Raw genomic sequence first — 23,353 nt, 5'->3', positions numbered from 1 at the left:
AAAACGCAAGCGGCACAGCATATCCCGGAAAAACACGAAAGCCCGCCCGGAACGAATCCGGGCGGGCTCGAACGTGGTCCCGCTAGCCGACCGTCGCGCCAACACGCAGCGCGTGCGGCTCGATCGCACCGCGCACGATCGCCCGCTCGTCGATGGTCTCCGCCTTGTACGGCAGCGTCGACAGCGTAGCGGTCATCTTGGCGACCGGATCCTCGATCGCCTTCGGCGTACCGAAGATGAACGTCCACTCGTGCTCATCACTGACATACGGCACGACCGTCTCGAACAGATTGTGGAAGCGAGTCCACGAACGCTTGAGAGTCTCATTGCGCCACATGGTCTGACAGCCCGCCTGCGCCGCGAGCACGCCGCCCTCGGCCAGAATCGCCTTGCAGCGGTTCAGGAAATCATCCTCGTACAGGCGATTGTGCTGTGCGTCCTCGACCCGCTCATCCGGCAGATCGATACAGATCATGTCGTAGCGCACGCCGTCGGCCTCGGCCTTGGCCAGGAAGTCCCAGCCGTCGGCGTAATGCATCTTGATCGGCCCGGTCTGCGCGACCGCCTCGGCCAGATCCGCCTCGGAGTAACCGTAGGGGAGGTGCTTGGCGCACAGCTCCACCTCCAGCTGATCGATGTCCACGTGATCGACGAGCGATGCGCCCGCCGCGGCGGACATCTGCGACGCGACGCCCTCACCGGAACCGATGATCAGCACCTTGTCCAGCTTCTCGGCCAGCGCGTACCCCGGGACCAGCATGGCCTCGTGATAGGTGAGCTGGGAGAACTCGGTGGACTGACGATCATCGTCGGAGAACAGCGACAGCCCCTGCTCGGTCTGCGCGATCACCATGTGCTGGAACGGGGTATTGGTGTCCACCACCACGTCGGTCATATTCCACACGCGGGTCAGGCCGTCGCCGACCGGCTCGTGGATCCGGCGCGAGGCATGCCCGCGCTGAATGACCTCCATATTGACCGTCGCGGGCGAAAGCTCCTGCTGGAGCAGCTCAACCGCCTTGGTCGCCCCGGCACCGATACTGCCGCAGGTGAATACGTCGACGAAGATGTCGCCGGATTCCGGGTAGGTGTGGATCGAGGCGTGTGACTCGGCGAGTAGAGCCAGGATGGTGACACCCTGCGGCTCGAACTGCTTGCGCACGACATCACAGATGGTCACCCCCGCGGCGACCAGTGATTTTCGAAGTGCGGCTTCGAGTCGTTCGAGGTCGTCGCAGAGGGCCGCGTCGACACCACCGAACTCGGCCAGCACATGCCAGCCGGTGAATTCTGCCGTCATGGCTAAACTCACTCTCGCTCAGCGCCAGTGACATGAACAGTCAAAGGCGGAAAACCGTTGAAGGACACCGACGAATAGCTCGCCGTATAGGCGCCGGTCTCGAGGATTCGCACTGAATCACCGGCTCGCAACGTGGTCGGAAGAAGGACCCGCGTGCGCTGATAGAGTACATCGTCGCCATCGCAGGTCGGACCCGCGACCACCGCCTCGGCCACCGGATCGCCGTCGCGATCGGTCTGGAAACGGTAAGCGATGTACTCGTTCTCGGTTTCGGCCATGCCGTTGTAGCGGCCGATGTCGAGGTATATCCAGCGCCGCCCGTCCGGCGCCTGGCGAACATTCACCACCTCCGCGTGAATCACACCGGTGTTACCCACAAGGGCGCGACCGGGTTCCACGATGAGGTCGATGTGTTCCGGGAGATGGCGGGCGGCGGCCGCGGTGATCACCGCGCCCAGCTCGGCCACGCCGGGAGCCGCGTCGGCGTACGAAATCGGCAGTCCCCCACCGATATTCACCGCCGCGACCGGAATGTCCTTGACCGCCAACGCTTCCGCGATGGCTCCGGCCTGTTCGATGCCGATCTGCCAGGCGATCGGATCCAGCTGCTGCGAACCGACGTGGAAGTACGGCCCGCCGACCCGTAGGCCCAGATCGTGCGCGCGCACCAGCAACTGCCCGGCTTCCTCGGGCGCACAACCGAACTTGGTCCCGAACGGCGTCTGCGACTGCGGAGCGGAGGCGAGGAATCGGCACTCGACCTCGGATCCCGGCGCATGCTCGGCGATACGTTCGAGATCGTCCTCGGTATCGAAGGCGAACCGGCGCACGCCCGCGGCGAACGCGGCGGCGATATGAGCTGCCTTCTTGATGGGATTGCCGTAGCACATGACGGCCGGATCAACCCCCTGCGCGAGGCAGAGCTCGATCTCCCCGACGCTGGCTACGTCGAACTCAGCGCCTTCTACGTTGAGGAGCCGGATGATCTCCGGTAGGGGACTCGCCTTGACGGCGAAGCGAATTCGCGCGGTGGGTAGCGCGGCATGCAGGGCGCGGTAGTTGGCACGCACCAGCTCGAGGTCGACGACGAGACAGGGTGACTCGCGAGAGTTTGAGACGGTCAATCTAAGGGAACTCCCCACTGTTCGGGCCGTCAAAACGGCCTCGGGCAACAGCCAGCGAGAATAGCAGTGCTTGGCGTCGGAAAACGAACTGGCGATCAACGACTACGTCACCTTAACGCCGCGAGGCCGCCCGAAGGCGGCCCCGAGACCTTACGAGAGTGTGACCGGATCAGCCGGTTCGCGGCGTGAACTCAGCCCGCCGAGATGGTGACCTCGTCGAGGACGACCTCGCCCGCGGCATCGGATTCGGCCAGGTCAACGACCGCGTTGATACTCCAGCCGTGGTCGCCGGCCGGATCGTCGAGCACCTGGCGCACATGCCAGAACTCGCCCCGCTTCTCCACCTGGAACAGCTTCGGACCGCGCGCGTTCGGGCCGGTGCGGATCTCGTCGTACTCGGCGAAGTACGGCTCGAGTTCACCTTCCCAATCCAGTTCGTCCTCGAACTCGTCGAGCGCCTCCCAGCGCCGCAGGGCCGCCAGGTCGACCCGGCGGAACAGGGCATTGCGGACCAATACCCGGAACGAGCGTTCGTTCGCGGAAATGGGACGTACGGATTCCGCACCGAACGCGACCTGTTCGGTATCGGTCTCCGCACCCGGATTGGTGAGCTGCTCCCACTCGTCCAGCAGACTCGAGTCCACCTGCCGGATCAGCTCGCCCAGCCATTCGGTGATGTCGTCGAGCTCCTCGGTGCGCGCCTGCTCCGGCACCGTGCGCCGCAGCGCCCGATACGCGTCCGCCAGATACCGCAGCACCACGCCTTCCGAGCGCGCCAGCTCGTACACCGACACCAATTCCGCGAAGGTCATGGACCTTTCGACCATTTCGCGCACAACGGACTTGGGTGCGGGCTCGAACTCCGACACCCACGGATGCCCGGCCTTATACGTCTCGAACGCCGGAAGAATGAGCTCCTCGGCCAGCGGCTTGGGCCAGGTGACCTCTTCCAGGAGCTCCATCCGCTCCTCGTATTCGATCCCGTCGGCCTTCATCTCCGCGACCGCCACCCCGCGCGCCTTGTGCTGCTGCGCCATCAGCAGCTGCCGCGGATCCTCCAGGGTCGCCTCGATGAGCGTGATGACATCGAGGGTGTAGGTCGGCGACTCCTTGTCCAGCAGCTCGAACGCGGCCAGCGCGAACGGCGAGAGCGGCTGATCGAGCGCGAAATCGCGTTGCAGATCCATCATCAGCCGAGCGTGCCGGCCGAATTCGTCGGGCTCGTCCAGCTGCTGCACCACACCCGCGTCCCGCAGCGCCCGATACAGCTTGATCGCCTTGAGGATGTGTTTGCGCTGCGCCGCCCGCGGTTCGTGATTGTCCTCCAGTAGATGTCGCATGGCGTAGAAGCAATTGCCCTTGCGCGCAATGACATTGAGCAGCATGGCATTGGTCACATTGAAGCGCGAGAGCATCGGCTCGGGGGAGGCCGCGACCAGCCGGTCGAAGGTCTCCTCGGACCAGGAGACGAAACCCTCCGGCGGCTTACGCTTCTGGACCTTCTTGAGCTTCTTGGGATCATCCCCGGCACGCGCGATGAGCCGGGCGTTCTCCACCTCGTGCTCGGGAGCCTGCACCACGACGGTGCCCATGGTGTCGAAGCCGGCGCGGCCCGCGCGACCCGAAATCTGATGGAACTCACGGGCATTGAGCCGGCGCGTGCGCACCCCGTCGTATTTGGTGAGCCCGGTCAGCAGCACCGTGCGAATCGGCACATTGATGCCGACGCCGAGAGTGTCTGTGCCGCAGACCACTTTGAGCAGCCCGTCCTGCGCGAGCTTCTCCACCAGTCGACGGTACTTGGGCAGCATGCCCGCGTGATGCACGCCGATCCCGTGCCGGATGAACCGCGAGAGCGTCTTGCCGAACCCGGTGGCGAACCGGAATTCACCCAGCGCCTCTGCGATGGCGTCCTTCTCGGCCTTGGAGGCGAAGTTCACGCTCATCAGCGCCTGTGCGCGTTCGATGGCCGCGGCCTGGGTGAAGTGCACGACGTACACCGGCGCGAGACTGGTGGTGACGAGATCTTCCAGGGTTTCGCTGATCTGCGTCCGCACGTACGAAAAGCTCAGCGGGACAGGGCGTTCCGCGCCCGAGACGATCGCGGTGTCATTCCCGGTGCGGCGCTTCAGATCCTCGGCGAAGAAGTCGACCTCGCCCAGCGTCGCCGACATGAGCAGGAACTGCGCGCCCGGCAATTCGATGAGCGGCACCTGCCACGCCCAGCCGCGATCGGGATCGGAGTAGTAGTGGAACTCATCCATGATCACCTGGCCGACATTGGCCTTCGCGCCCTCGCGCAGCGCCAGGTTCGCCAGAATCTCCGCCGTGGCGCAGATGATCGGCGCATCCGGATTCACCGCCGCGTCACCGGTCACCATGCCGACCCGATCGGCCCCGAACACCTCGCACAGCGCGAAGAACTTCTCGCTGACGAGCGCCTTGATCGGCGCGGTGTAGTAGCTGCGCTGGCCGCGATTGAGCGCGGCGTAATGCGCGCCGATCGCCACGAGTGATTTACCCGACCCGGTCGGCGTCGCCAGAATGACATTCGACCCGGTGAAGAGCTCGAGCAGCGCCTCTTCCTGGGCCGGATACAGCGTCAGCCCCTCGGAAGTGGTCCAGTCGGTGAAAGTCTCGTACAGCCAGTCCGGGTCCACATCGGGTATGGCTTGGTCGGGGACGAGTTCGGATAGCTGCACGCGCCCTAGGTTACTGGGCGATCTGCCCGGCTCCGCCCACGGCGGGCGGAGCGGATGCGGGAACTAGCGGCGCGGCTCGCCGTCCTCGCCCTCGGTGAAGCCGGACTGTTCGGCCAGGAAGCGTTCGAACTCCGCACCCAGCTCATCGCCGGTGGGCAGTTCGGCATCGCTGGCGAGCAGGCTCGACTGGCGTTCCTGCGCGGTGACGAAGCTGTCGTACTGCTGCTCCAGGGCCGAGACCACGTTCTCCACCTCGGAATTGCCGGAGATGTGCTCGTTGACCTGCTCGCGCACCCGCGCGGCCGATTCGCTCAGCGCGGCGAGCGGAAGCTCGAGGCCCGCGTTCTCGGCCACATTCTCCAGCAGCGTCTGCGCGGCCTCGGGGTACGCGGTCTGGGTCAGATAGTGCGGCACATGCACCGAGAAGCCGACCGATTCGTGGCCGTGCTGGGCCATCCGGTACTCCAGCAGCGATGACGCGCTGCCCGGCACCTGAAGTTCGCCCGGCCAGCGCTGGTGATCGCCGATCAGATCGGTATCACTGGCGTGCGCGGTCACGCCGAGCGGGCGGGTGTGCGGAATCGCCATGGGAATCGCGCTCAAACCGATGGTCCGGCGCACGCCCAGCTGTTCGGCCAGCAAACGCACCGCGGTGGTGAACTTCTCCCAGCGCAGATCCGGTTCCAGCCCGGACAGCAGCAGGAACGGGGTCCCGGCGGTGTCCTTGAGCGCCCACAGATTCAACTCGGGCTCGGCGTACTCGGAGAAATGATCGGTCTTGAACATCATCAGTGGGCGGCGCGAGCGGTAATCCAGCAGCTCATCCATATCGAACGAGGCGACCAGTTCGCTCTCCAGGCTCTCGCGCAGATGCGTGGTAGCCAGCTTGACGGCGTGCCCGGCGTCGGTGAAACCCTCCAGCCCGTGCACCAGTACCGGACCGGCGCCGTCGGCGGACGACAGTTGCGGAGCCGGAAACTCCAGCTCGTACATATGCGACTCTGAGTCCATCGCGTACTCCTTCCTGCGTGGCCCACCTGCGCGACCCGTTACCCATTCTCTCTCATGCGCCGACAGGTCGTGCATCGCCCGCACCCGTGCTGCAACGCGGCGCACCCGGACACGCATTCCCGAGGGGTCGCCACGCGGCGTGGCATTCGGTGTGAACAGCAGATATTCGGCATAGTGGACGGGTGACCGTGCCGAATTCGCCGGGTCGGCAGGTGGCTTACACGCCCTGCCCCATGCCCGCCCGCAGATGGTGCCGAATGCCCTTCCGCCCCGTGGGTATCGCGTTATCGGCCATCGTATTGGCAGGCTGCGGCGGCACCGTATCCGGTCACCCGCAAGCGTCACAGGGTCTGATCACCGCCGTGCAGACCGATAGCGGATTGGCCCGGCTGCTGCCGGACTCGTCCCAATTTCCCGCGCGCTACGCCGCGGTCACCCTGCCGGTCGACGCGGCGGGTCAGGCCGCCAGCGATCTCGACGGCGTCCTGCCCGGCGCGATGATCGATCCCGCCACCTGCGCGCCGCAGGCACCGACCGCCGGACCCGTGGTGGTCGTCGGCACCGACGACGCCGCGCGCGCCACCCTCACCGTGGAATTGGTGCGCACCGATCAGAAACTCAGCGTGTTGCGAGAGCAGTTGCAGCGCTGCGGAACCGTGCGCGTGGGACATGGCGGCACCACCGCCACCATCACCACCGAAATGGATCCGCCGCCACCGCTGGACGCCGATGACACGCTCGCGCTGCGCCGCAGCGTCCGCTCCGAAAGCGGTAGCGCGGGCATGACACGGAATATGCAAACCCTGCTTGGACAGATCGGCGATGTGCGGATCAACGTCACCTATATGTCGTTCACCGACGCCAAAGCCGATGCGCAAGCCCTTGATTCACTGTTCACCACCGCGGTGAGCAAGGTGCGCAAGGGCTGAGAACTCGGGAAAGGAGCCGACCCCTGCCTGCCCGGCTCCAACGCCGAATCAGCAGGCAGAACCGGTGCCCGAACCCGAACCCGCGGAACCCGAACCCGCCGAACCACTTCCGGCCGAACCGCTGCCGCCGGAACCGCTCGCCGAACCGCTGCCGCCGGAGCCGCTGGAGGAACCGCTGGGCAGCAGTGAGCACAGCGAACCCGGTGCGCCGACCGGGTAGACGATCGTCGACATGGACAGGCCCTGCTTCACGCCGATGGTGTAGCTGCCCGAGGCGGTGGGGTGCCAGTCGATGGAAGCGGTCACCACGCCGGAATTGGCGGCGGGCGTGGCGGTTCCGATGCTGGTGCCGTTGATCAGGAACTCGACCTGGTTGAACTTGTTGTCACCGGAGACGCCCACGATGATCGAACAGCCGTCGGCGACGGTGCAGTTCTTACCCGGGATGAGGCCGACCACGCTGATATCGGCGATATCCGCGGTGGCGGGTCCGGCCAGCAGCACCGGCCCCGCGAGGGTGGCGAACGCGGCGGCCGCGCCCACCTTGGAAAGTGTTCTCGTCATTGCGTAATTCCTTCCGGCGCCTCCGACGGGCACCGGCCGTACGGTAACAGCGTGCAGGCTTCGTTTTGGCGAAATCAAAAGTGCTGCAACATGATTCGAATCATGCATGACTGCGCAGCGGTATCTCAGGTGGCATAGCGCGCCACCAATTCCGAACCGAGACGGGCGAGTTCGGCGCGCACCGAATCCGGTTCGGTGACCTCGAGCGCGGTACCCCAGCCCGCCAACTGCTGGGCGATCATCAGCGGGCTCGGAGCGGTGATGCGAACCCTGGTGCGGCCGTCCGGAATCGGGCCGTCGATCTCACAGTGCCTGCCCTGCTGATGCGCCAGCACCGGCAGCAGATGATCGGGCACCAGCACCGTCGCCGCGAGGGTCGCGCGGCGCTGTTCCATCTCCTCGACCACCTCGGACCAGGCGGCGTTCAGATCGAAATCCTCGGGCCGATGCGCTGTGTCGTCGGTGATCTCGATCCCGGCCATGCGATCCACCCGGAAAGTGCGCTGTCCGCGTTCGGTTCCGGCGATCAGATACCAGATGGCGTCCTTGTCGACGAGGCCCCAGGGGTCGACCGTGCGCTCGGTGCGGGTGCCCGCGCGGCCGTAGTCGAATCGAACCTTGCGGCGGCGCACCACCGCTCGCTGTAGGCGCGCGACATCGGGTGGGGCCTGCTCATCGCGTTCACCCCAGCGCGCCGGATCCACGATCATGGCACCGGCTGCCGCCTCGGCCTCGGCACGAAAGGATTGCGGCAGGGCGCGCAGTAGCTTGCGCAGTGCGGCCCGAGTGGCCGGGTTCGCGGTGGTCATCGGGCCGAGCAGCAGGAACAGTGATTGCGCCTCGCCCTCGGTCAAACCGCTCAGATCGGTGCGCGCGCCACCCACCAGCGCCCAGCCGCCGCCGCGCCCGGCCTGCGGATACACCGGAATCCCGGCGGTGGACAGCGCCTCCAGATCGCGCCGCGCGGTGGCCACCGACACTTCGAGTTCGGTCGCGACCTCGGCGGCGGTGACCCGGCCGCGGGTCTGCATGAACAACAGGGTGGCTACCAATCGATCGGCTCGCATATTTGAATCTTGCCAATAAAAGTGCTCATTCGGTGAGCACTTTGCGGTCGATGATTGTTTTATCGACATCGGAACGACCAAGGAGAACGACATGCTGCGTGGAATGGCCACCGTGACCTATTACGCCGACGACCTGGAGGCCGCCAAGGACTGGTACAGCGAATTCCTCGGCACCGCACCGTATTTCACCGTCCCCGGCGGGTACTACGAGTTCCGCATCGGCGACTACCAGGCCGAGCTGGGGCTCATCAACCGCAAGTTCGCGCCCAGTCGGCCCGATCGGCCCGGCGGTCAGGTGGTCAACTGGCACGTCGACGACCTCTCCGCCACCTTCGAGCGGCTGCTGAGCATGGGTGCCAAGGAATACGAGCCCATCACCGAACGTGGCGCGGGCACCGGATTCGTCACCGCCGCGGTCATCGACCCGTTCGGCAATATCCTCGGCATCATGTCCAACCCGCACTACCTCGAAATGCTCGCCCAGACGCATCCCGAATAGGACGCACCGGCCTGACTCCCACTTCGCGTGCCACCCGTTCCGGCACGCGAAGATCGTGCTGAGGCGGACTGTAACAGCACGTGACGGCACATTCGGCCAAAATGAAACGAATTCATTTCACGTTGTGGCCGGGATCCGCCGATAGGTGTGGATCCCGGCCAGAAACGCGCCGGGATGACGGGATTGGTTCGCGTTTGCGCCTCCCGGCTCGTCGCTAGCAGCGCGCACCGACAGATTCGCGGTTCGAGGCGGCGCGCCACGCCGAATAGTCCACGGCGCGAATCAAATTCCACAGACGGGGCCGATGCCCTGCCAGCGCCTCGGTGCTGTCGGTGCCCGCGCCGACCGTCGACGCCATGACCACACCTGCCGAACCACCCGTCCACCGCCAACCCTCGACCCCGGAAGACGCACCGCCTCAGGGGCTGCCGCCGGACGTATCGCTGTCCGGGCCGGATTCGCATTTGCGGGATCCGGGGGAGTTCATTGCGGCGGTGCCCGCGATGCTCGGGTTCGTTCCGGCGAGGTCGCTGGTGATTACCGTGCTGCGGGCGGCGTCCGGGGAGTCCGGTAGGGCCGCCATCGATGTGGTGGCTCGGATGGATTTGGATAGTCCCGGGCGGGTTGCCACCGGGGAGTTGGTGGATCGGGTGGCGAGCGTGTGCGCTCGTGGGGAGGCGGTCGCGGTGCTGGCGCTGATCGTCGATGATCGGGCGACCGCGCCCGCTGATCGGCATCGCGGTGTCAGATCGCGCAGGCATCGCGATGTGATCGCGGCGCTCGAACATCGGCTGGACGCCGATGCGATTCCGCTCGCCGGTGCGTGGGCGGTGCGCGCGATCGGCGCTGAGTTGTCGTGGTGGAGTCTGCTCGGACCGCTGCGCGGGGGATGTCAGCCCGATCCGGCGACCTCGATGGTGACGCTGAATCAGGTGCTCGAGGGCCGGCCGATGCGCGCGTCCCGCACGGAATTGGTCGACTCGATCGCGGTGAACGCCATTGTGCGGGACAAGATGCCGACGCTACTGGAGTCCGCGACCGAGGCCGCCGCCGATCGGCTCGCCCAGGCCGCGCGACGTGGTGAGCCGAACTTCTACAGCCGTGCCGCCCTGCGGCAGGTGCTCGCGCGAATCGCCGATATCGAGTCCGGCGCCTTGCCCAATGTCGCCGAACTCGCGGAAGTGGCTGTCGCCCTGCGCGATCCGTCGGTGCGGGACATCCTGTTCGGGCTCATGCCGGGCGCGCACGCCCGCGCGGCGGAGACGCTGTGGCTCGAATTGACCCGCGCCCTGCCCGATCCCGATCGCGCCGAGGCGGCCATGCTGCTGGGCTATGCCGCGTACGCGCGCGGGGACGGACCGCTGGCCGGGGTGGCGCTGGAAGCGGCGCTGACCTCCGACGAATCACATCGCATGGCGAATCTGCTCGATATCGGCCTGCAAACCGGTATGCCGCCCGAGCGCCTGCGTCGCCTGGCCGAGGCCGGACGCGAAGCCGCCGCGGACCTCGGGGTCGATCTGCGATCGGAGCACCCGTGAGATCCGCGGCGGAATCGAGAGATCTACTTGCGTGCGCTGTGCGCGCGATCGCCGAGCGAGCGCAGGAATTCCCAGGCGTCCGACACGATCTCGATCAGATCGGTGTGCTCGGGCCGCCAGCCGAGTTCGGCCATCGCCCTATCGCTGGAGGCGATGAGCACCGCCGGATCACCCGCACGACGCGGGGCGTCGATCGAGGCGATGGGCAGGCCCGTCACCTCGCGGCAGGCCGAAATGACCTCGCGCACCGAGAATCCGGTACCGCTGCCCAAATTGAAGATCCGGTGTACGCCCGGCTGCGACTGGGCCAGCGCCAGCGAATGCGCCTGCGCCAGATCGAGAATGTGGATGTAGTCGCGCACCGCACTGCCATCCGGGGTCGGATAGTCGGTGCCGAAGACCGAGATCGAATCCCGGTGCCCCAGCGCCGTTTGCAGCACCAGCGGGATCAAATGCGTTTCCACCACCCGGTTCTCACCGAGCCCGGCATACGCCCCGGCCACGTTGAAATAGCGCAGGCTGGTCGCGGCCAGCCCGTGCGCGGCCGCGTACGAGGTGATGGCGTAATCGATCGAGAGCTTCGACGCGCCATAGGGATTGGTCGGCGCCTTCGGGGCGTCCTCGACGATCGGCACCTGCTCCGGTTCGCCGTACACCGCCGCGGTCGAGGAGAACACCAGCCGCTCGGTACCGGCGGCCCGCATGGCCTCCAGCAGCGCGAGCGTCTTGACCACATTGCCGTGCCAGTACTTCTCCGGTTGCGTCACCGATTCGCCGACCAGCGACTGCGCCGCGAAATGCAGGACGCCGTCGAAGGATTCGGCCGCGATCAGATCGACGCCCGCGGTGGCGATATCGCCCTCGACGAACTTCGCTCCGGCCGGGACGCCATCGGCATTGCCGGTGGACAGATCATCGACGACGACCACTTCGTGGCCGCCCTCGAGCAGTACCTGCGCGACTCCGCCGCCGACGTAGCCCGCGCCTCCGGTAACCAGCAGTTTCAAGACTCAGACCAACTTCACCTGGACGGCATGGGCCATCTCGTCGGACAATTCGTAGCCCTCGTGACCCGGCACCAGAATGACGACCGCACCCGGCTTGGTCTCCACATTCACGCGCGCGTCCGGAACCACGCCGGCCTCACGCAGCTGGCCGATGATCTCCGGATCGGTCTGAATGTGCTCCGAGAGGCGGCGCACCACCACCGCCGCCGACTGACCGGACGGCAGATCCGAGAGCCGGATGAGCTTCTCCTCGCTGCCCGAACTCGGGGTGACGCCCAGTTCGTCCAGTCCGGGAATGGGGTTGCCGTACGGCGAGGTGGTGGGATTGTTCAGCACCTCCACCAGGCGGCGCTCCACCTCCTCGCTCATCACATGCTCCCAGCGGCATGCCTCGGCGTGCACGTTCTCCCAGTCCAGACCGATGATGTCGACCAGCAGACGTTCGGCGAGCCGGTGCTTGCGCATGACCGAGACCGCCATGGCCCGGCCCTTATCGGTCAATTCGAGGTGGCGGTCACCGGCAACGGTCAGCAAACCGTCGCGTTCCATCCGCGCCACCGTCTGGCTGACCGTGGGCCCACTCTGTTCGAGGCGCTCGGCGATGCGGGCGCGCAGGGGCGTGACGCCCTCCTCCTCGAGGTCGTAGATGGTACGGAGGTACATCTCCGTGGTGTCGACCAGATCCTTCACCTGTTAACCCCTTCGTCGGCACGAATTCTACCCATGCGCGGCGGCTACACCGGGCGACAGCATATTTCGCGAACGCCGGGAGAACACCCAGGACGGCCTGCGTGTTCCCCACGGGTTTCGGGGGGTGACGGGGCAGAGGTCCGGAATGGCGGTGCAGCAGTGTCACTAGCCTACGAAGTCGGCCGACGCATTAGCGTGGCAGGTATGCCCGACCGTGCGCGTGGAGATGGAACCGTTGTCTGGAGCGATAGGTTCCTCGACTACACGTGGACGCCCGAACACCCCATGCGACCGGTGCGATTGCGGTTCACCATGGCGCTGGCCGAGAACCTGGGACTGCTCGACGGGGCGGAGACGATCACGCCCGAGGCGGCGGGGGAATCCGAACTGCTGCGCGTGCACACCCACGACTACGTCGAGGCGGTCAAGCACGCGCGGCAACCTCCGGGCGCACCGCCCGCCGCACCGCCGTTCGGGCTCGGGTCGACCGATAACCCGGTCTTCCCGCAGATGCACGAGGCAGCCTCGGTCATCGTCGGCGGAACATTGGCCGCCGCACGGGAGATCGCGTCCGGGCGCACCAAACGGGCGGTGAGCATCGGCGGTGGCATGCATCACGCCATGCCGGATTCGGCCGCCGGGTTCTGCGTGTACAACGATGTGGCGGTGGCGATTTCGTGGCTGCTGGAGAACGGCTTCGACCGGATCGCCTACCTCGATGTGGACGTGCATCACGGAGATGGCGTGCAGCGCATGTTCTATGGCGATCCGCGCGTGCTGACGGTGTCCATTCACCAGCATCCCGCGACGCTGTGGCCCAATACCGGCTGGCCCGAGGAGACCGGGGCGGGCAAGGCCGAGGGCACCGCCATCAATCTGCCGATCATGCCCGGCACCCGGGATCAGCTGTGGCTGCGCGGTTTCCACGCGGTCGCGCCCGGTGCGCTCGCGGCCTTCCGCCCGCAGATCGTCATCAGTCAGTGCGGTGTCGACACCCATCGTGAGGATCCGCTGGCCGATCTGGAATTGAGCGTGGACGGGCAGCGCGCCGCCTTCATCGCCATGCGCGATCTCGCCGATCAGTACGCCGAGGGCCGCTGGCTCGCCGTCGGCGGCGGTGGCTACGGCCTCATTCGCGTGGTCCCGCGCGCCTGGACGCATCTGCTCGCCACCGCCCTGGATCGCACCATCGATCCCGATACCGCGATACCCGCGCAGTGGAAGGAACTGGTCGGCGCGTACGCCCCGACCGTCGCGCCGCCCGAGACCATGGGCGACGGCGCGGACACCACCTTCACCCGCTGGGACGGTCCCGGCGGCGGCCGCGAAACCGGCGATGAGCGCGCGGACCGGGCCCGCCGTGCCCTGGACACCTCTATTCTGGCAACCCGCCGAGCGACTTTCGGCCTGCTCGGCCTGGATCCGGAGGATCCCCGTGACTGAATCCCCCGACCCCACAGCCGAATCGGGTAATGCGACACCACCGCCGCTGCTGCCCGCGGATACACCTGGCACACCGGCGGTTCCGCCGCCGCCTCCGGAGCACTGGTTCGCCGATGTGCTGGCCTCCGATGGCGGGGTGGTGCGGTTGCGGCCGATTACGCCGGAGGACGCGGCGGGGCTGGAACGCTTTCACACCCGGTTGTCGGATCGCACTCGGTATCTGCGGTATTTCGGGCCGTATCCGCGGATGACGCCGAAGGATCTGTATCGGACCACGCACGTGGATTACCGGGATCGGGTCGGGCTGGTGATCGAGCTCGGCGACGACATCATTGCGGTCGGCCGTTACGAGTATCTGGCCGAGCGGGCGGGTGCGCGCTCCGCCGAGGTGGCGTTCGTGGTGGCCGATCAGCATCAGGGGCGCGGGCTGGGCTCGATCCTGCTCGAGCATCTGGCGGGGGCGGCGGCCGAGAACCACATCGAAACCTTTGTGGCCGAAGTACTCGCCGAGAACAACGCCATGGTGCAGGTGTTCCGCGATGCCGGATATCAGGTGCAGCGCAGCCGAGACGGCTCGGTACTGCACCTGGAATTCGCGATCGATCCCAGCGAGGCGTTGCAATCGGTGCGCGATTCGCGCGAACGCGCCTCGGAGGCGCGCAGTGTCGGGAATCTGCTGTCCCCGCGCTCGGTCGCGGTGATCGGCGCGACACCGCTGGCGACCCGGGTGGGCGGTGCGGTGCTGGCGAACCTGCTGTCCGGCGGCTTCCAGGGGCCGGTGTTCCCGGTCAATCGCAATCGCACCGCCGTGCGCGGGGTGCGCGCGTATCCGACCGTGCGCGATATCCCCGATGAGGTCGACCTGGCCGTAATCGCTGTGCCCGCCGCCGAAATCGGCTCGGTGCTCGACGACTGCATGGCCAAGGGCGTCAAGGGCCTGGTGGTCCTCACCGCCGGATTCTCCGAAACCGGCCCGCGCGGTTACGCCGCCGAACGCGAACTGGTCGACGCGGTGCGCTCGCACGGTATGCGCGTGGTCGGTCCGAGCGCGCTCGGCATCGCCAACACCGATCCCGCGGTCTCGCTGAACTCCACGCTGGCCTCGGTGCTGCCCGGGCGCGGCCGTATCGGATTCTTCTGTCAGTCCGGCCCTTTGGGCGCTGCCATCCTCGGCGAGGCGGCGGCCCGTCAGCTCGGGCTGTCCACCTTCGTCTCGGCCGGTAATCGCGCCGACGTCTCCGGCAATGACCTGCTCCAGTACTGGGACAGCGATCCCGCCACCGATGTGGTGCTGCTGTATCTCGAGACCTTCGGCAATCCGCGCAAGTTCTCCCGAATCGCGCGCCGGGTGGCGCGCACCAAACCCATTGTGGCCGTGAGCAGTGGCCGCAATGCCGTGCGGGTGGACGGCGAACCGGATCTGGATCGCTCCCTGGTGCGCAATCTGTTCGCACAGGCGGGCATCGTCCAGGTCGATTCCATCAGTGAGCTTTTCGACTGCGCCATGCTGCTGGCCTATCAACCGCTGCCCGCCGGACCGCGTTTGGCGGTGTTGGGCAATAGCGCCGCGCTGACCTGGCTCGCGGTCGATGCCGGGCGTAGCGAGGGCCTCACGGTGGGGGAGCCGATCCAGCTCGGCCCGCAGGCCGGACCGGCCGACTATCTGACCGCCGTGGCCGCCGCCGTCACCGATCGCACGGTGGACGCGGTCATCGTCATCTACTCACCGCCCGTGCCGACCGCGGTCGCCGCCTTCGCCGAGGCCATTCGCGCGGGCGCGCAATCCGATCCGGACACACCGGTTCTCACCACCTTCGTCGCCGATCAGGGCATGTCGAATCTGCTCGCCACGCGCGGTCCGGGCGGCATGCTCGAGCGCGGATCCATTCCGTCCTACGGCGATCCGGAACGCGCCGCCCGCGCGCTGGCCCGGGTGCGGCGCTACGCCGATTGGCGCACCCGCCCGGTATCACCGGTCGCGCGTCCCGATGGCGTCGATACCGCCCGGGCGCGGGAACTGGTCGCCGCGTGGATGGCCGCGGCGACCGATCATTGGCTCACCGATCTGGAGGCAGCGGAACTGCTGGGCTGCTACGGAATTCGCGTCGTCGAATTCCGTGAGGTGCGCGATGCGGATGCCGCGGTGGCCGCCGCCGAGGAACTCGGCTATCCGGTGGCCGCCAAGGCGACCGGTGAGATCTGGCGCAATAGACCGGATCTCACCGGTGTCCGGCTCGATCTGTGGCGTCCGGACGCGGTGCGGCGCGGTTTCACCGATCTGGCCGAGATATCCGGCAATCCCGTGCACATTCAGCGCATGGCCACCAAGGGCGTCGGCTGTGGTTTCCGGGTACAGGACGATCCGTCGTTCGGTTCGGTGATCAGTTTCGGCCTGTCCGGCACCATTATCGATCTGCTCGGTGACCGGGTGTATCGCGCGCTGCCGCTCACCGAGGCGGAGTCCATCGAGCTCATCGACGCCCCGCGCGCGGCCCCGCTGCTCTCGGGCACCGTGCGCGGCCGCGATATCGGCAAACCGGTGGACCGGGCCGCGCTCGCCGAACTGGCGCAGCGCATTTCGGCGCTTTGTGATGACCTGCCCGAGGTCCGCGAGTTGCAGTGCGAGCCGATCATGGCCGCGCCCGAGGGCGCGGCGGTGCTGTACAGCCGGGTGCGCATCGGCCCCGAACCCAGCAGATTCGATATCGGACCGCGCCGTATGGCATGACTCACACAGCGGTGGCCCCGGTGCCCGAATGAGTTGAGATGGATCAAGAATCGTCGGTAAGGAGAGGTGATCGTATGCGGGAGAACCAGATCGAGACGGCGACCGCGCCACTGCGCGATGACATCCGATTCCTGGGCGGGATCCTCGGGGAAACGATTCGCGATCACGAGGGCGCGGACGTCTTCGACCTGATCGAACGGGTCCGGGTGGAGGCGTTCAAGATTCGGCGCGAGGAGGTGGATCGCGACGCGGTCGCCGATATGCTGCGCGATCTCGATATCGCCACCGCCATCCCGGTGATTCGCGCCTTCAGCCACTTCCTGCTGCTGGCGAACCTGGCCGAGGATCTGCAACGCGATCGCCGGCGCGCGGTGCATATCGCGGCGGGGGAGCCGCCCCAGGACTCCAGCCTGGCGGCCACCTACCGCAAACTCGACGCCGCACCGCTCGATGGCGCGCTGGTCGCCGATCTGCTCGGCGATGCGCTCGTCTCACCCGTGATCACCGCGCACCCCACCGAAACCCGGCGGCGCACCATCTTCGATGTGCAGGCGCGCATCACCGAACTCATGAAGCAGCGTCAGCGCTATGGCGAGCACGAGGCCGAATTCGCGATCATCGACACCGATATCCGGCGGCAGGTGCTGCAACTGTGGCGCGCGGCGCTGATTCGCCTGGCGCGCTTGCGCATTCAGGACGAGATCGAGGTCGGCCTGCGCTACTACGACCTCACCCTGTTCGAGGTGATCCCGAAGATCAACGCCGATCTGCGCGACGCGCTGCGCGCCCGCTGGCCCGAACACGAGCTGTTGGCCCGGCCGATGCTGCGGCCCGGTTCCTGGATCGGTGGCGATCGGGACGGCAATCCCTTCGTCACCGCGGACGTGGTGCATCGCGCCACCCATCGCGCCGGATCGGTCGCCTTCGAACGGTATTCGAAATCCCTTGTCGAACTGGAGAAGTCACTCTCGCAGTCGGCACGCCTGGTACCGGTGACACCCGAACTGGCGGCGCTGGCCGATGCCGGATTCGATGATTCACCGCAGCGCGCCGATGAACCGTATCGCCGGGCCATTCGCGGCATTCGGGCCCGGCTCACCGCCTCGGCGCGGCAGGCCCTGGACGAAATCCCCACCGAGGGAGTCGATGTCGGGGCGCGGCCGTATGCCGGACCGCAGGAGTTGCTCGCCGATCTGAACGTGGTCGACGCGTCCATGCGCGCCTCCGGTGACGGCCTGCTCGCCGACGATCAGCTCGCCGCGCTACGAGGTGCGGTGGAGACCTTCGGTTTCCATTTGCAGGGCCTGGATCTGCGACAGAACTCCGAAACCCACGAGCAGGTGGTGGCCGAGCTGTTCGCCTGGGCCGGAGTGCATTCGGACTACGCCGCGCTGGACGAGGCGCAGCGGGTGGAGCTGCTCGCCGCCGAATTGACCACGCGCAGGCCGCTTGTCAGCCCGGCCGCCGATCTGAGCGAGCTGGCCGCCAAGGAACTCGCGGTGGTGCGCGCCGCCAAGGCCGCCATCGATGATCTGGGGCCCGATACCGTGCCCAACTACATCATCAGCATGTGCACCTCGGTCAGCGATATGCTCGAGGCCGCGCTGCTGCTCAAGGAAGCGGGCATCCTCGATCCGGGTGACGCCGATACCCCGCCGTCCAGCTCGGTGGGCGTGGTCCCGCTCTTCGAGACCATCGACGATCTCCGCGGTGGCGCTGAAATCCTCTCCGCCGCACTGGAAGTGCCCGCGTACGCGCGGCTGGTCCGGGCGCGCGGTATGCAGCAGGAGATCATGCTCGGCTACTCCGATTCCAATAAGGACGGCGGCTATCTGGCCGCCAACTGGGCGCTGTATCGGGCTGAGCTCGATCTGATCGACACCGCGCGCAAAACCGGAATCCGCATGCGGCTCTTCCACGGTCGCGGCGGCACCGTCGGTCGCGGTGGCGGCCGCAGCTATGACGCCATCCTGGCCCAGCCCGCCGGCGCGGTGCGCGGTTCGCTGCGCCTGACCGAACAGGGCGAGGTCATCTCCACCAAATACGCCGAGGCGGGTACCGCCTACCGCAATCTGGAAGCGCTGGTGGCGGGCACGCTGGAATCCACGCTGCTGGATGTGGAGGGCCTCGGCGACGATGCCGAACCCGCCTACGCGGTGCTGGACGAGCTGGCAGAGCTTGCGCGCCAGGCGTATTCGCGCCTGGTCCACGAAACCCCGGGCTTCGTCGAGTACTTCCGCGCCTCCACTCCCGTCGCCGAAGTCGCGGATCTCAACCTCGGCAGCCGCCCGGCCTCGCGCAAGCCCACCAACTCGGTCTACGACCTGCGCGCCATCCCGTGGGTGATGTCCTGGAGTCAATCCCGGGTCATGCTCCCCGGGTGGTACGGCACCGGATCCGCCATCGAGGAGTGGATCGGCGACGACCCGGCCCGCCTGGCTCAACTGGCCGACCTGTATCAGCGCTGGCCGTTCTTCCGCACCGTGCTGTCCAATCTCGCCCAGGTCATGGCCAAGGCCGATATGGATATCGCCGCCACCTACGCCGAACTGGTGCCCGATGAAACCTTGCGGGCCACCGTGTTCGGCATGATCTGCGAGGAGTTCTCCCGCACTTCGCGCATGTACGCCGCCATCACCGGCGCGGACGAATTGCTCTCGGACAACCCGGCACTCGCCGAATCCATCCATAACCGCTTCCCCTACTTGGAGCCCATCAATCAACTACAGGTCGAACTGTTGCGCCGCCGCCGCGCGGGCGATGACTCCGAACTGGTCGAACGTGGCATCCTGCTCACCATGAACGGCCTGGCCACCGCCCTGCGCAACTCCGGCTAGACAGCGGGTTCCTTGACGGGCGCGGCCGCCGCGGGCGCGCCCATCTGCCGCAGTGGCACCTCCACGATGGCGAGGGCGGCGATCACGCCGATCGCGCACAGCACCGCCGACCACAGGAAGATGCTGTGAATCCCGGACGCCACCCCGTGCAGGTACGCCTCGCGCACGGCCGCGGGCAGCTTGCCCAGGCCGGACGGATCCGGTTGCGCGCCGGCGGTATTGCCCTGTCCGGTCATCGCGGCGGTGAGCTGCCGATTGAACAGCGCACCGAACAATGCCACGCCGAACGAACCGCCCAGCGTGCGGAACAGGGTCGACACTCCCGACGCCGCGCCGATGTTCTTCATGGCCACGCTGTTCTGCGCGATCAGCATGGTCATCTGCATGAGGAACCCCATGCCCGCGCCCAGCATCACCATGTAGATGCCCGAGGTGAGTCGGCTGGTGCCGGTATCGACCGTGGCCATGGCGATGCTGCCGCCGGTCAGGAAGAGCGCGCCGAGAATCGGAAAGACCTTGTAGCGGCCGGTTCTGCTCATCACCCGGCCCGCGATCTGCGAGACCACGATGACGGGCACCATCATCGGCAGCAGCAGCAGTCCCGAATTCGAGGCGGACGCGCCCTGCACGGTCTGCTGGAACAGCGGCAGGAAGCTCACCGCGCCGAACATGGCCACACCGGCCACCGCCGACAGAATCGCGGTCAGGGTGAAATTGCGGTTGGTGAACAACCCCAGCGGGATGATCGGCTCGGCCGCGCGGGTCTGCGACCACGCGAACGCCGCGAGCCCGACCACCGCCGTCGCGATCACGGTGATCATTTGCGCTGAGCCCCAAGCGTATTGGGTGCCGCCCCAGGTGGTGGCCAGCACGATCGCGGAAATGGTGACGGTGAGCAGTCCCGCGCCCAGGTAGTCGATCTTGGCATTGGGTCTGCGCGCGGTCAGATGCAGCGTGGTCTGGCACCACACCAGGGCGATCAGCCCGAGCGGCAGGTTCAGATAGAAGGCCCAGCGCCAACCGAAGTGGTCGGTGACGATCCCCCCGAGCAGCGGTCCGCCGATGGTCGCCAGCGCCATGACCGAGGCGGTCATGCCCATGTACTTGGCGCGCTCACGTGGCGGAATCAGTTCGCCGATGATGGCCATCGCCCCGGCGGCGAGCCCGCCCGCGCCGATGCCCTGGAGCACGCGGAAGCCGATGAGCTGCTCCATGCTCTGCGCTGCTCCCGAGAGTCCGGAGCCGATCAGGAAGATGACGATCGAGGCGAGGAAATTGTTCTTGCGGCCGAACAGGTCTCCCAGTTTGGCCCAGATCGGGGTGGATGCGGCGGTCGCCAGCGTGTACGCGGAGACCACCCAGGACAGGTGTTCGAGGCCGCCGAGTTCACCGACGATCGTCGGCATGGCGGTGCCGACGATCATGTTGTCGAGCATTCCCAGCAGCATGGCGAGCATGACGCCCAGCAGCACCCAGCGCACATTGTGCGGGGTGGTCCGAGCCGTGATTGTTCCGGTCATGACTCCAGAAAAACATAACGACTTAAAAAATTCAATGGACTTAAAAATTTGTACGACTTAGGTCAATGGGCTACGATGCGGTCATGAGTGGACTGCGCGAGCGAAAGAAGGCACAGACCCGCAAGAACCTGGCCGATGTGGCCATGCGGCTGTTCATCGAGCGCGGTTACGACGCGGTCAGCGTCAAGGAGATCGCCGAGGCGGCCGATGTCTCGGTGCCCACGCTCTTCGCGCACTTCCCGGATGGGAAGGAATCGCTCGTCTTCGACCTCGACGCGGACCGCGAGCAGGGTCTGATCGCCGCGGTCCGCGATCGAGCGCCCGGCACCACGGTGCTGGAGGGCATCCGCGACGCGTTTCTGGAGTCCGCCGCGGGTGGCGAGACCCAGGAGATGCGGGACTTCATGCGGCTGGTGCACGAAACCCCGGTGCTCACCGGCTATTTCCGGCGCATGTGGCAGCGCCACGAAGGTGCGCTGGCGCGAGCGATCGCCGAGGATCTGGGCCGCGATCCGGACGATGTCGCGGTTAGGGCCCTGGCGCACTTCGTCTTCGGTGCGATGGACGTCGCGCGGCGCAGTGAGACACCGGCCGCGGACTTCACTCGCATCTTCGAACTGCTGGAAACCGGTTGGGGTCCGATGGTCAGGAAGTGAATGCCTCGGCGTGATCGCGTGCCCAGGCCGCATAGGTTCCGGGCGCGCGGCCGAGTACCCGCTCCACCTCATCGGTGACGATGGCATTGCCGCCCGCCCGGACGAAGGCCTGTCCGGCGGACGCGCCGTCCGCGAATTCCTCGGACATGCCCGCACCGATCATGAATTCGCGAGCCTGTTCCCGATCGATATCGGCCACCTCTATCGGCCGGTTCAGCACGGCGGACAGTGCGGCGGCCTGATCACCGGTGGTGAGCAGATCCGGACCGGTGAGGGTCAGGATCCGGCCCGAATGAGTATCCGAGAGCAGGGTTTCCACGGCCACAGCGGCGACATCGCGCGGATCGATGACGCCCTGCGTACCGTCGCCGGTCAGATTCGGCACCGCCTGGCCGGCCCGGATCATCGGCGACCAACTCAGCGTATTGCTCGCGAAACTGCTGGGCCGCAGGATGGTCCACGCCACCCCGCTGTCCCGCACGGCCTGTTCGCCGGGTAGATGCCAGGTGCCGACGCGGCCCAATTCCGGCTCGCCCGTGCCGATGGCGGACAGCTTCACAATCCGCCGAATCCCGGCTTCGCGCGCCTCCGTCACCAGCGCCCGATCCAGCTCGACGAACTCCGGGCCGAGCAATCCCACGATGAACGCGGCCTCGGCTCCGTCGAAAGCCGCTGCCATGGAATCGGTATCGCGGTACTCACCGCGCACCACCTCCACGCCCTCGGGCAGCTGAGCCGCCTCGGGATTGCGAGTCACGGCCCGCACCTTCACTCCTCGTGCCGCCAACTGCCGCACGATCGCACTGCCTATGGTTCCCGTCGCACCGGTGATAACGATCATGCTGCCAACAATGCCGCCGCCCCTACCTCGCGCTATAGGAAAAACCGGCACACTTCGCGGGCTCCGCGCGGCCTAGAGTGGATCGGGTGACCGCACTACCGAACCAGGCCCTGGTGACCGCCGACGGCTTCGAGGACTCGCTGCCGCCCTCGGAGGCATTGCGCCCCTGGATCACCGAGATCGGTCGCATCGACACCCGCACCGATCTGCCCCCGCGCTTCACCCATCTGCCGCACGCGGCGACCACGATAGTTTTGCGCGCGGAGCCTTCGGGTCGTCGGGACGCCCTGGTGATCGGCCCGCGCACCCGTGCCACCTACGCCGGTGCGAAAGAGCCCGTGGGCTGCCTCCGGTTGCGACTGGCTCCCGGGGTCGCCCAACCGCTATTGGGCGCTCCCGCCGCCGATCTCACCGACCGTGTCCTGCGCCTGGCCGATATGCCCGGCCCCGCAGCCGATCTCGCCGGGCCACTCACCGAGATCGACCTGGACGAGGTGCTGAACTTTCTGGAAACCGCACTCCCGCGCGCACTTTCGGAGAACTCCACCCGCCGCGAACATCGCCGCCTGCTTGATTCCGCGGTCGCCGCCATCCACCGCGCCACCCCGATGCCCGATGTGGCGAGCACCCTCGCGGTCAGCGAACGCCAACTGCGCAATCTCTTCACCGCCGGTGTCGGCGTCTCACCCAAGCATTACGCCCGCATCGCCAGAATCCGCCGGGTGCTCGCGGCCGCGGGCAACACCCCGTGGTCCGATATCGCCACCGCCACCGGCTATTTCGACCAATCCCATATGACCTCGGACTTCCGCGCCCTGATGGGAGTCACGCCCGGCAAGTTCGTGCGAGGCGATCTGCCCGCGCCCACATCCTGCCAGCGCACCACGCGCCTCTGAG

At 66.9% G+C, this 23,353-nt stretch carries 19 protein-coding genes; 8 read left to right on the top strand and 11 right to left on the bottom strand.

What is annotated here, in order from left to right; genetic code table 11:
- Positions 1 to 82 precede the first annotated feature (82 nt).
- The 4 genes from speD to ACFVUS_RS10640 form a co-directional block, all read right to left on the bottom strand.
- On the bottom strand, positions 83 to 1,300 hold the full coding sequence (gene speD / locus ACFVUS_RS10655; RefSeq protein WP_375954152.1) for an adenosylmethionine decarboxylase: 1,218 nt from the start codon (positions 1,298 to 1,300) through the stop codon (positions 83 to 85).
- Positions 1,301 to 1,308: 8 nt separating this feature from the next.
- A complete protein-coding gene (locus ACFVUS_RS10650; RefSeq protein WP_387765485.1) occupies positions 1,309 to 2,370 on the bottom strand; it encodes a type III PLP-dependent enzyme in 1,062 nt (353 codons plus the stop codon).
- A 245-nt stretch (positions 2,371 to 2,615) separates the two neighbouring features.
- Positions 2,616 to 5,126 (bottom strand): DEAD/DEAH box helicase, encoded by a 2,511-nt coding sequence (locus tag ACFVUS_RS10645; protein WP_387763661.1) that lies wholly within the window; start codon positions 5,124 to 5,126, stop codon positions 2,616 to 2,618.
- 63 nt (positions 5,127 to 5,189) lie between these two features.
- Positions 5,190 to 6,137: a PAC2 family protein gene (locus ACFVUS_RS10640; RefSeq protein WP_387763658.1), complete on the bottom strand. Its 948-nt coding sequence runs from the start codon at positions 6,135 to 6,137 to the stop codon at positions 5,190 to 5,192.
- A 257-nt stretch (positions 6,138 to 6,394) separates the two neighbouring features.
- On the opposite strand from ACFVUS_RS10640, the gene ACFVUS_RS10635 reads away from it, so the two are divergent.
- Positions 6,395 to 7,066, top strand: coding sequence for a sensor domain-containing protein (locus ACFVUS_RS10635; protein WP_387763655.1), 672 nt, complete (start codon positions 6,395 to 6,397; stop codon positions 7,064 to 7,066).
- 48 nt (positions 7,067 to 7,114) lie between these two features.
- Here ACFVUS_RS10635 and ACFVUS_RS10630 read toward each other — a convergent pair whose 3' ends face one another.
- Both ACFVUS_RS10630 and ACFVUS_RS10625 read right to left on the bottom strand, forming a co-directional pair.
- Entirely contained in the window at positions 7,115 to 7,630 is a 516-nt protein-coding gene (locus ACFVUS_RS10630; protein ID WP_387763652.1) for a hypothetical protein, read from the bottom strand.
- A gap of 125 nt (positions 7,631 to 7,755) precedes the next feature.
- Positions 7,756 to 8,697, bottom strand: a complete 942-nt coding sequence (locus ACFVUS_RS10625; RefSeq protein ID WP_387763649.1) for a helix-turn-helix transcriptional regulator — start codon at positions 8,695 to 8,697, stop codon at positions 7,756 to 7,758.
- 91 nt (positions 8,698 to 8,788) lie between these two features.
- Between ACFVUS_RS10625 and ACFVUS_RS10620 the strand changes: the two genes are divergently transcribed.
- Entirely contained in the window at positions 8,789 to 9,196 is a 408-nt protein-coding gene (locus tag ACFVUS_RS10620) for a VOC family protein (RefSeq protein ID WP_387763646.1), read from the top strand.
- Positions 9,197 to 9,410: 214 nt separating this feature from the next.
- Here ACFVUS_RS10620 and ACFVUS_RS10615 read toward each other — a convergent pair whose 3' ends face one another.
- Positions 9,411 to 9,554, bottom strand: coding sequence for a hypothetical protein (locus ACFVUS_RS10615; protein WP_387763643.1), 144 nt, complete (start codon positions 9,552 to 9,554; stop codon positions 9,411 to 9,413).
- Here ACFVUS_RS10615 and ACFVUS_RS10610 point away from each other — a divergent pair.
- Complete coding sequence (locus tag ACFVUS_RS10610; RefSeq protein ID WP_387763640.1) at positions 9,553 to 10,734, top strand: DUF4192 domain-containing protein; 1,182 nt, start codon at positions 9,553 to 9,555, stop codon at positions 10,732 to 10,734. The genes ACFVUS_RS10615 and ACFVUS_RS10610 overlap by 2 nt on opposite strands.
- A 23-nt stretch (positions 10,735 to 10,757) precedes the next feature.
- Here ACFVUS_RS10610 and galE read toward each other — a convergent pair whose 3' ends face one another.
- Both galE and ACFVUS_RS10600 read right to left on the bottom strand, forming a co-directional pair.
- Entirely contained in the window at positions 10,758 to 11,741 is a 984-nt protein-coding gene (gene galE, locus ACFVUS_RS10605; RefSeq protein ID WP_387763637.1) for a UDP-glucose 4-epimerase GalE, read from the bottom strand.
- 3 nt (positions 11,742 to 11,744) lie between these two features.
- Complete coding sequence (locus tag ACFVUS_RS10600) at positions 11,745 to 12,431, bottom strand: iron dependent repressor, metal binding and dimerization domain protein (RefSeq protein ID WP_364631491.1); 687 nt, start codon at positions 12,429 to 12,431, stop codon at positions 11,745 to 11,747.
- A 204-nt stretch (positions 12,432 to 12,635) separates the two neighbouring features.
- Between ACFVUS_RS10600 and ACFVUS_RS10595 the strand changes: the two genes are divergently transcribed.
- The 3 genes from ACFVUS_RS10595 to ppc all read left to right on the top strand — a co-directional run bounded on the left by ACFVUS_RS10595 (position 12,636) and on the right by ppc (position 19,439).
- Positions 12,636 to 13,874, top strand: coding sequence for an acetoin utilization protein AcuC (locus ACFVUS_RS10595; protein ID WP_387763634.1), 1,239 nt, complete (start codon positions 12,636 to 12,638; stop codon positions 13,872 to 13,874).
- Entirely contained in the window at positions 13,867 to 16,602 is a 2,736-nt protein-coding gene (locus ACFVUS_RS10590; protein WP_387763631.1) for a GNAT family N-acetyltransferase, read from the top strand. The genes ACFVUS_RS10595 and ACFVUS_RS10590 overlap by 8 nt, the downstream gene beginning before the upstream one ends.
- Before the next feature lie 74 nt (positions 16,603 to 16,676).
- A complete protein-coding gene (gene ppc, locus ACFVUS_RS10585) occupies positions 16,677 to 19,439 on the top strand; it encodes a phosphoenolpyruvate carboxylase (protein ID WP_387763628.1) in 2,763 nt (920 codons plus the stop codon).
- Here the strand turns inward: ppc and ACFVUS_RS10580 are convergent.
- A complete protein-coding gene (locus ACFVUS_RS10580) occupies positions 19,436 to 20,959 on the bottom strand; it encodes an MDR family MFS transporter (protein WP_387763626.1) in 1,524 nt (507 codons plus the stop codon). The genes ppc and ACFVUS_RS10580 overlap by 4 nt on opposite strands.
- A gap of 83 nt (positions 20,960 to 21,042) precedes the next feature.
- On the opposite strand from ACFVUS_RS10580, the gene ACFVUS_RS10575 reads away from it, so the two are divergent.
- Positions 21,043 to 21,615, top strand: coding sequence for a TetR/AcrR family transcriptional regulator (locus ACFVUS_RS10575; RefSeq protein WP_387763623.1), 573 nt, complete (start codon positions 21,043 to 21,045; stop codon positions 21,613 to 21,615).
- Here the strand turns inward: ACFVUS_RS10575 and ACFVUS_RS10570 are convergent.
- Positions 21,605 to 22,456, bottom strand: coding sequence for an SDR family NAD(P)-dependent oxidoreductase (locus ACFVUS_RS10570; RefSeq protein ID WP_387763620.1), 852 nt, complete (start codon positions 22,454 to 22,456; stop codon positions 21,605 to 21,607). The genes ACFVUS_RS10575 and ACFVUS_RS10570 overlap by 11 nt on opposite strands.
- A gap of 86 nt (positions 22,457 to 22,542) precedes the next feature.
- Between ACFVUS_RS10570 and ACFVUS_RS10565 the strand changes: the two genes are divergently transcribed.
- Complete coding sequence (locus ACFVUS_RS10565; RefSeq protein ID WP_387763617.1) at positions 22,543 to 23,352, top strand: helix-turn-helix domain-containing protein; 810 nt, start codon at positions 22,543 to 22,545, stop codon at positions 23,350 to 23,352.
- Position 23,353: the final 1 nt, after the last annotated feature.

The sequence above is a fragment of the Nocardia sp. NPDC058058 genome (genome assembly GCF_042885355.1).
Lineage (GTDB): Bacteria > Actinomycetota > Actinomycetes > Mycobacteriales > Mycobacteriaceae > Nocardia.
Note: the sequence above shows the minus strand (reverse complement) of the source record. Positions and strands in the feature narration are given on the sequence as shown.

What these genes read in the sequence shown, in the direction of transcription:
- ACFVUS_RS10635 (WP_387763655.1), top strand. Translation starts at nt 6,395, where the DNA reads ATGCCCTTCCGCCCCGTGGGTATCGCGTTATCGGCCATCGTATTGGCA.
- ACFVUS_RS10615 (WP_387763643.1), bottom strand. Translation starts at nt 9,554, where the DNA reads ATGGCGTCGACGGTCGGCGCGGGCACCGACAGCACCGAGGCGCTGGCA.
- ACFVUS_RS10610 (WP_387763640.1), top strand. Translation starts at nt 9,553, where the DNA reads ATGACCACACCTGCCGAACCACCCGTCCACCGCCAACCCTCGACCCCG.
- ACFVUS_RS10625 (WP_387763649.1), bottom strand. Translation starts at nt 8,697, where the DNA reads ATGCGAGCCGATCGATTGGTAGCCACCCTGTTGTTCATGCAGACCCGC.
- ACFVUS_RS10640 (WP_387763658.1), bottom strand. Translation starts at nt 6,137, where the DNA reads ATGGACTCAGAGTCGCATATGTACGAGCTGGAGTTTCCGGCTCCGCAA.
- ACFVUS_RS10630 (WP_387763652.1), bottom strand. Translation starts at nt 7,630, where the DNA reads ATGACGAGAACACTTTCCAAGGTGGGCGCGGCCGCCGCGTTCGCCACC.
- ppc (WP_387763628.1), top strand. Translation starts at nt 16,677, where the DNA reads ATGCGGGAGAACCAGATCGAGACGGCGACCGCGCCACTGCGCGATGAC.
- ACFVUS_RS10580 (WP_387763626.1), bottom strand. Translation starts at nt 20,959, where the DNA reads ATGACCGGAACAATCACGGCTCGGACCACCCCGCACAATGTGCGCTGG.
- ACFVUS_RS10575 (WP_387763623.1), top strand. Translation starts at nt 21,043, where the DNA reads ATGAGTGGACTGCGCGAGCGAAAGAAGGCACAGACCCGCAAGAACCTG.
- speD (WP_375954152.1), bottom strand. Translation starts at nt 1,300, where the DNA reads ATGACGGCAGAATTCACCGGCTGGCATGTGCTGGCCGAGTTCGGTGGT.
- ACFVUS_RS10570 (WP_387763620.1), bottom strand. Translation starts at nt 22,456, where the DNA reads ATGATCGTTATCACCGGTGCGACGGGAACCATAGGCAGTGCGATCGTG.
- ACFVUS_RS10620 (WP_387763646.1), top strand. Translation starts at nt 8,789, where the DNA reads ATGCTGCGTGGAATGGCCACCGTGACCTATTACGCCGACGACCTGGAG.
- ACFVUS_RS10595 (WP_387763634.1), top strand. Translation starts at nt 12,636, where the DNA reads ATGCCCGACCGTGCGCGTGGAGATGGAACCGTTGTCTGGAGCGATAGG.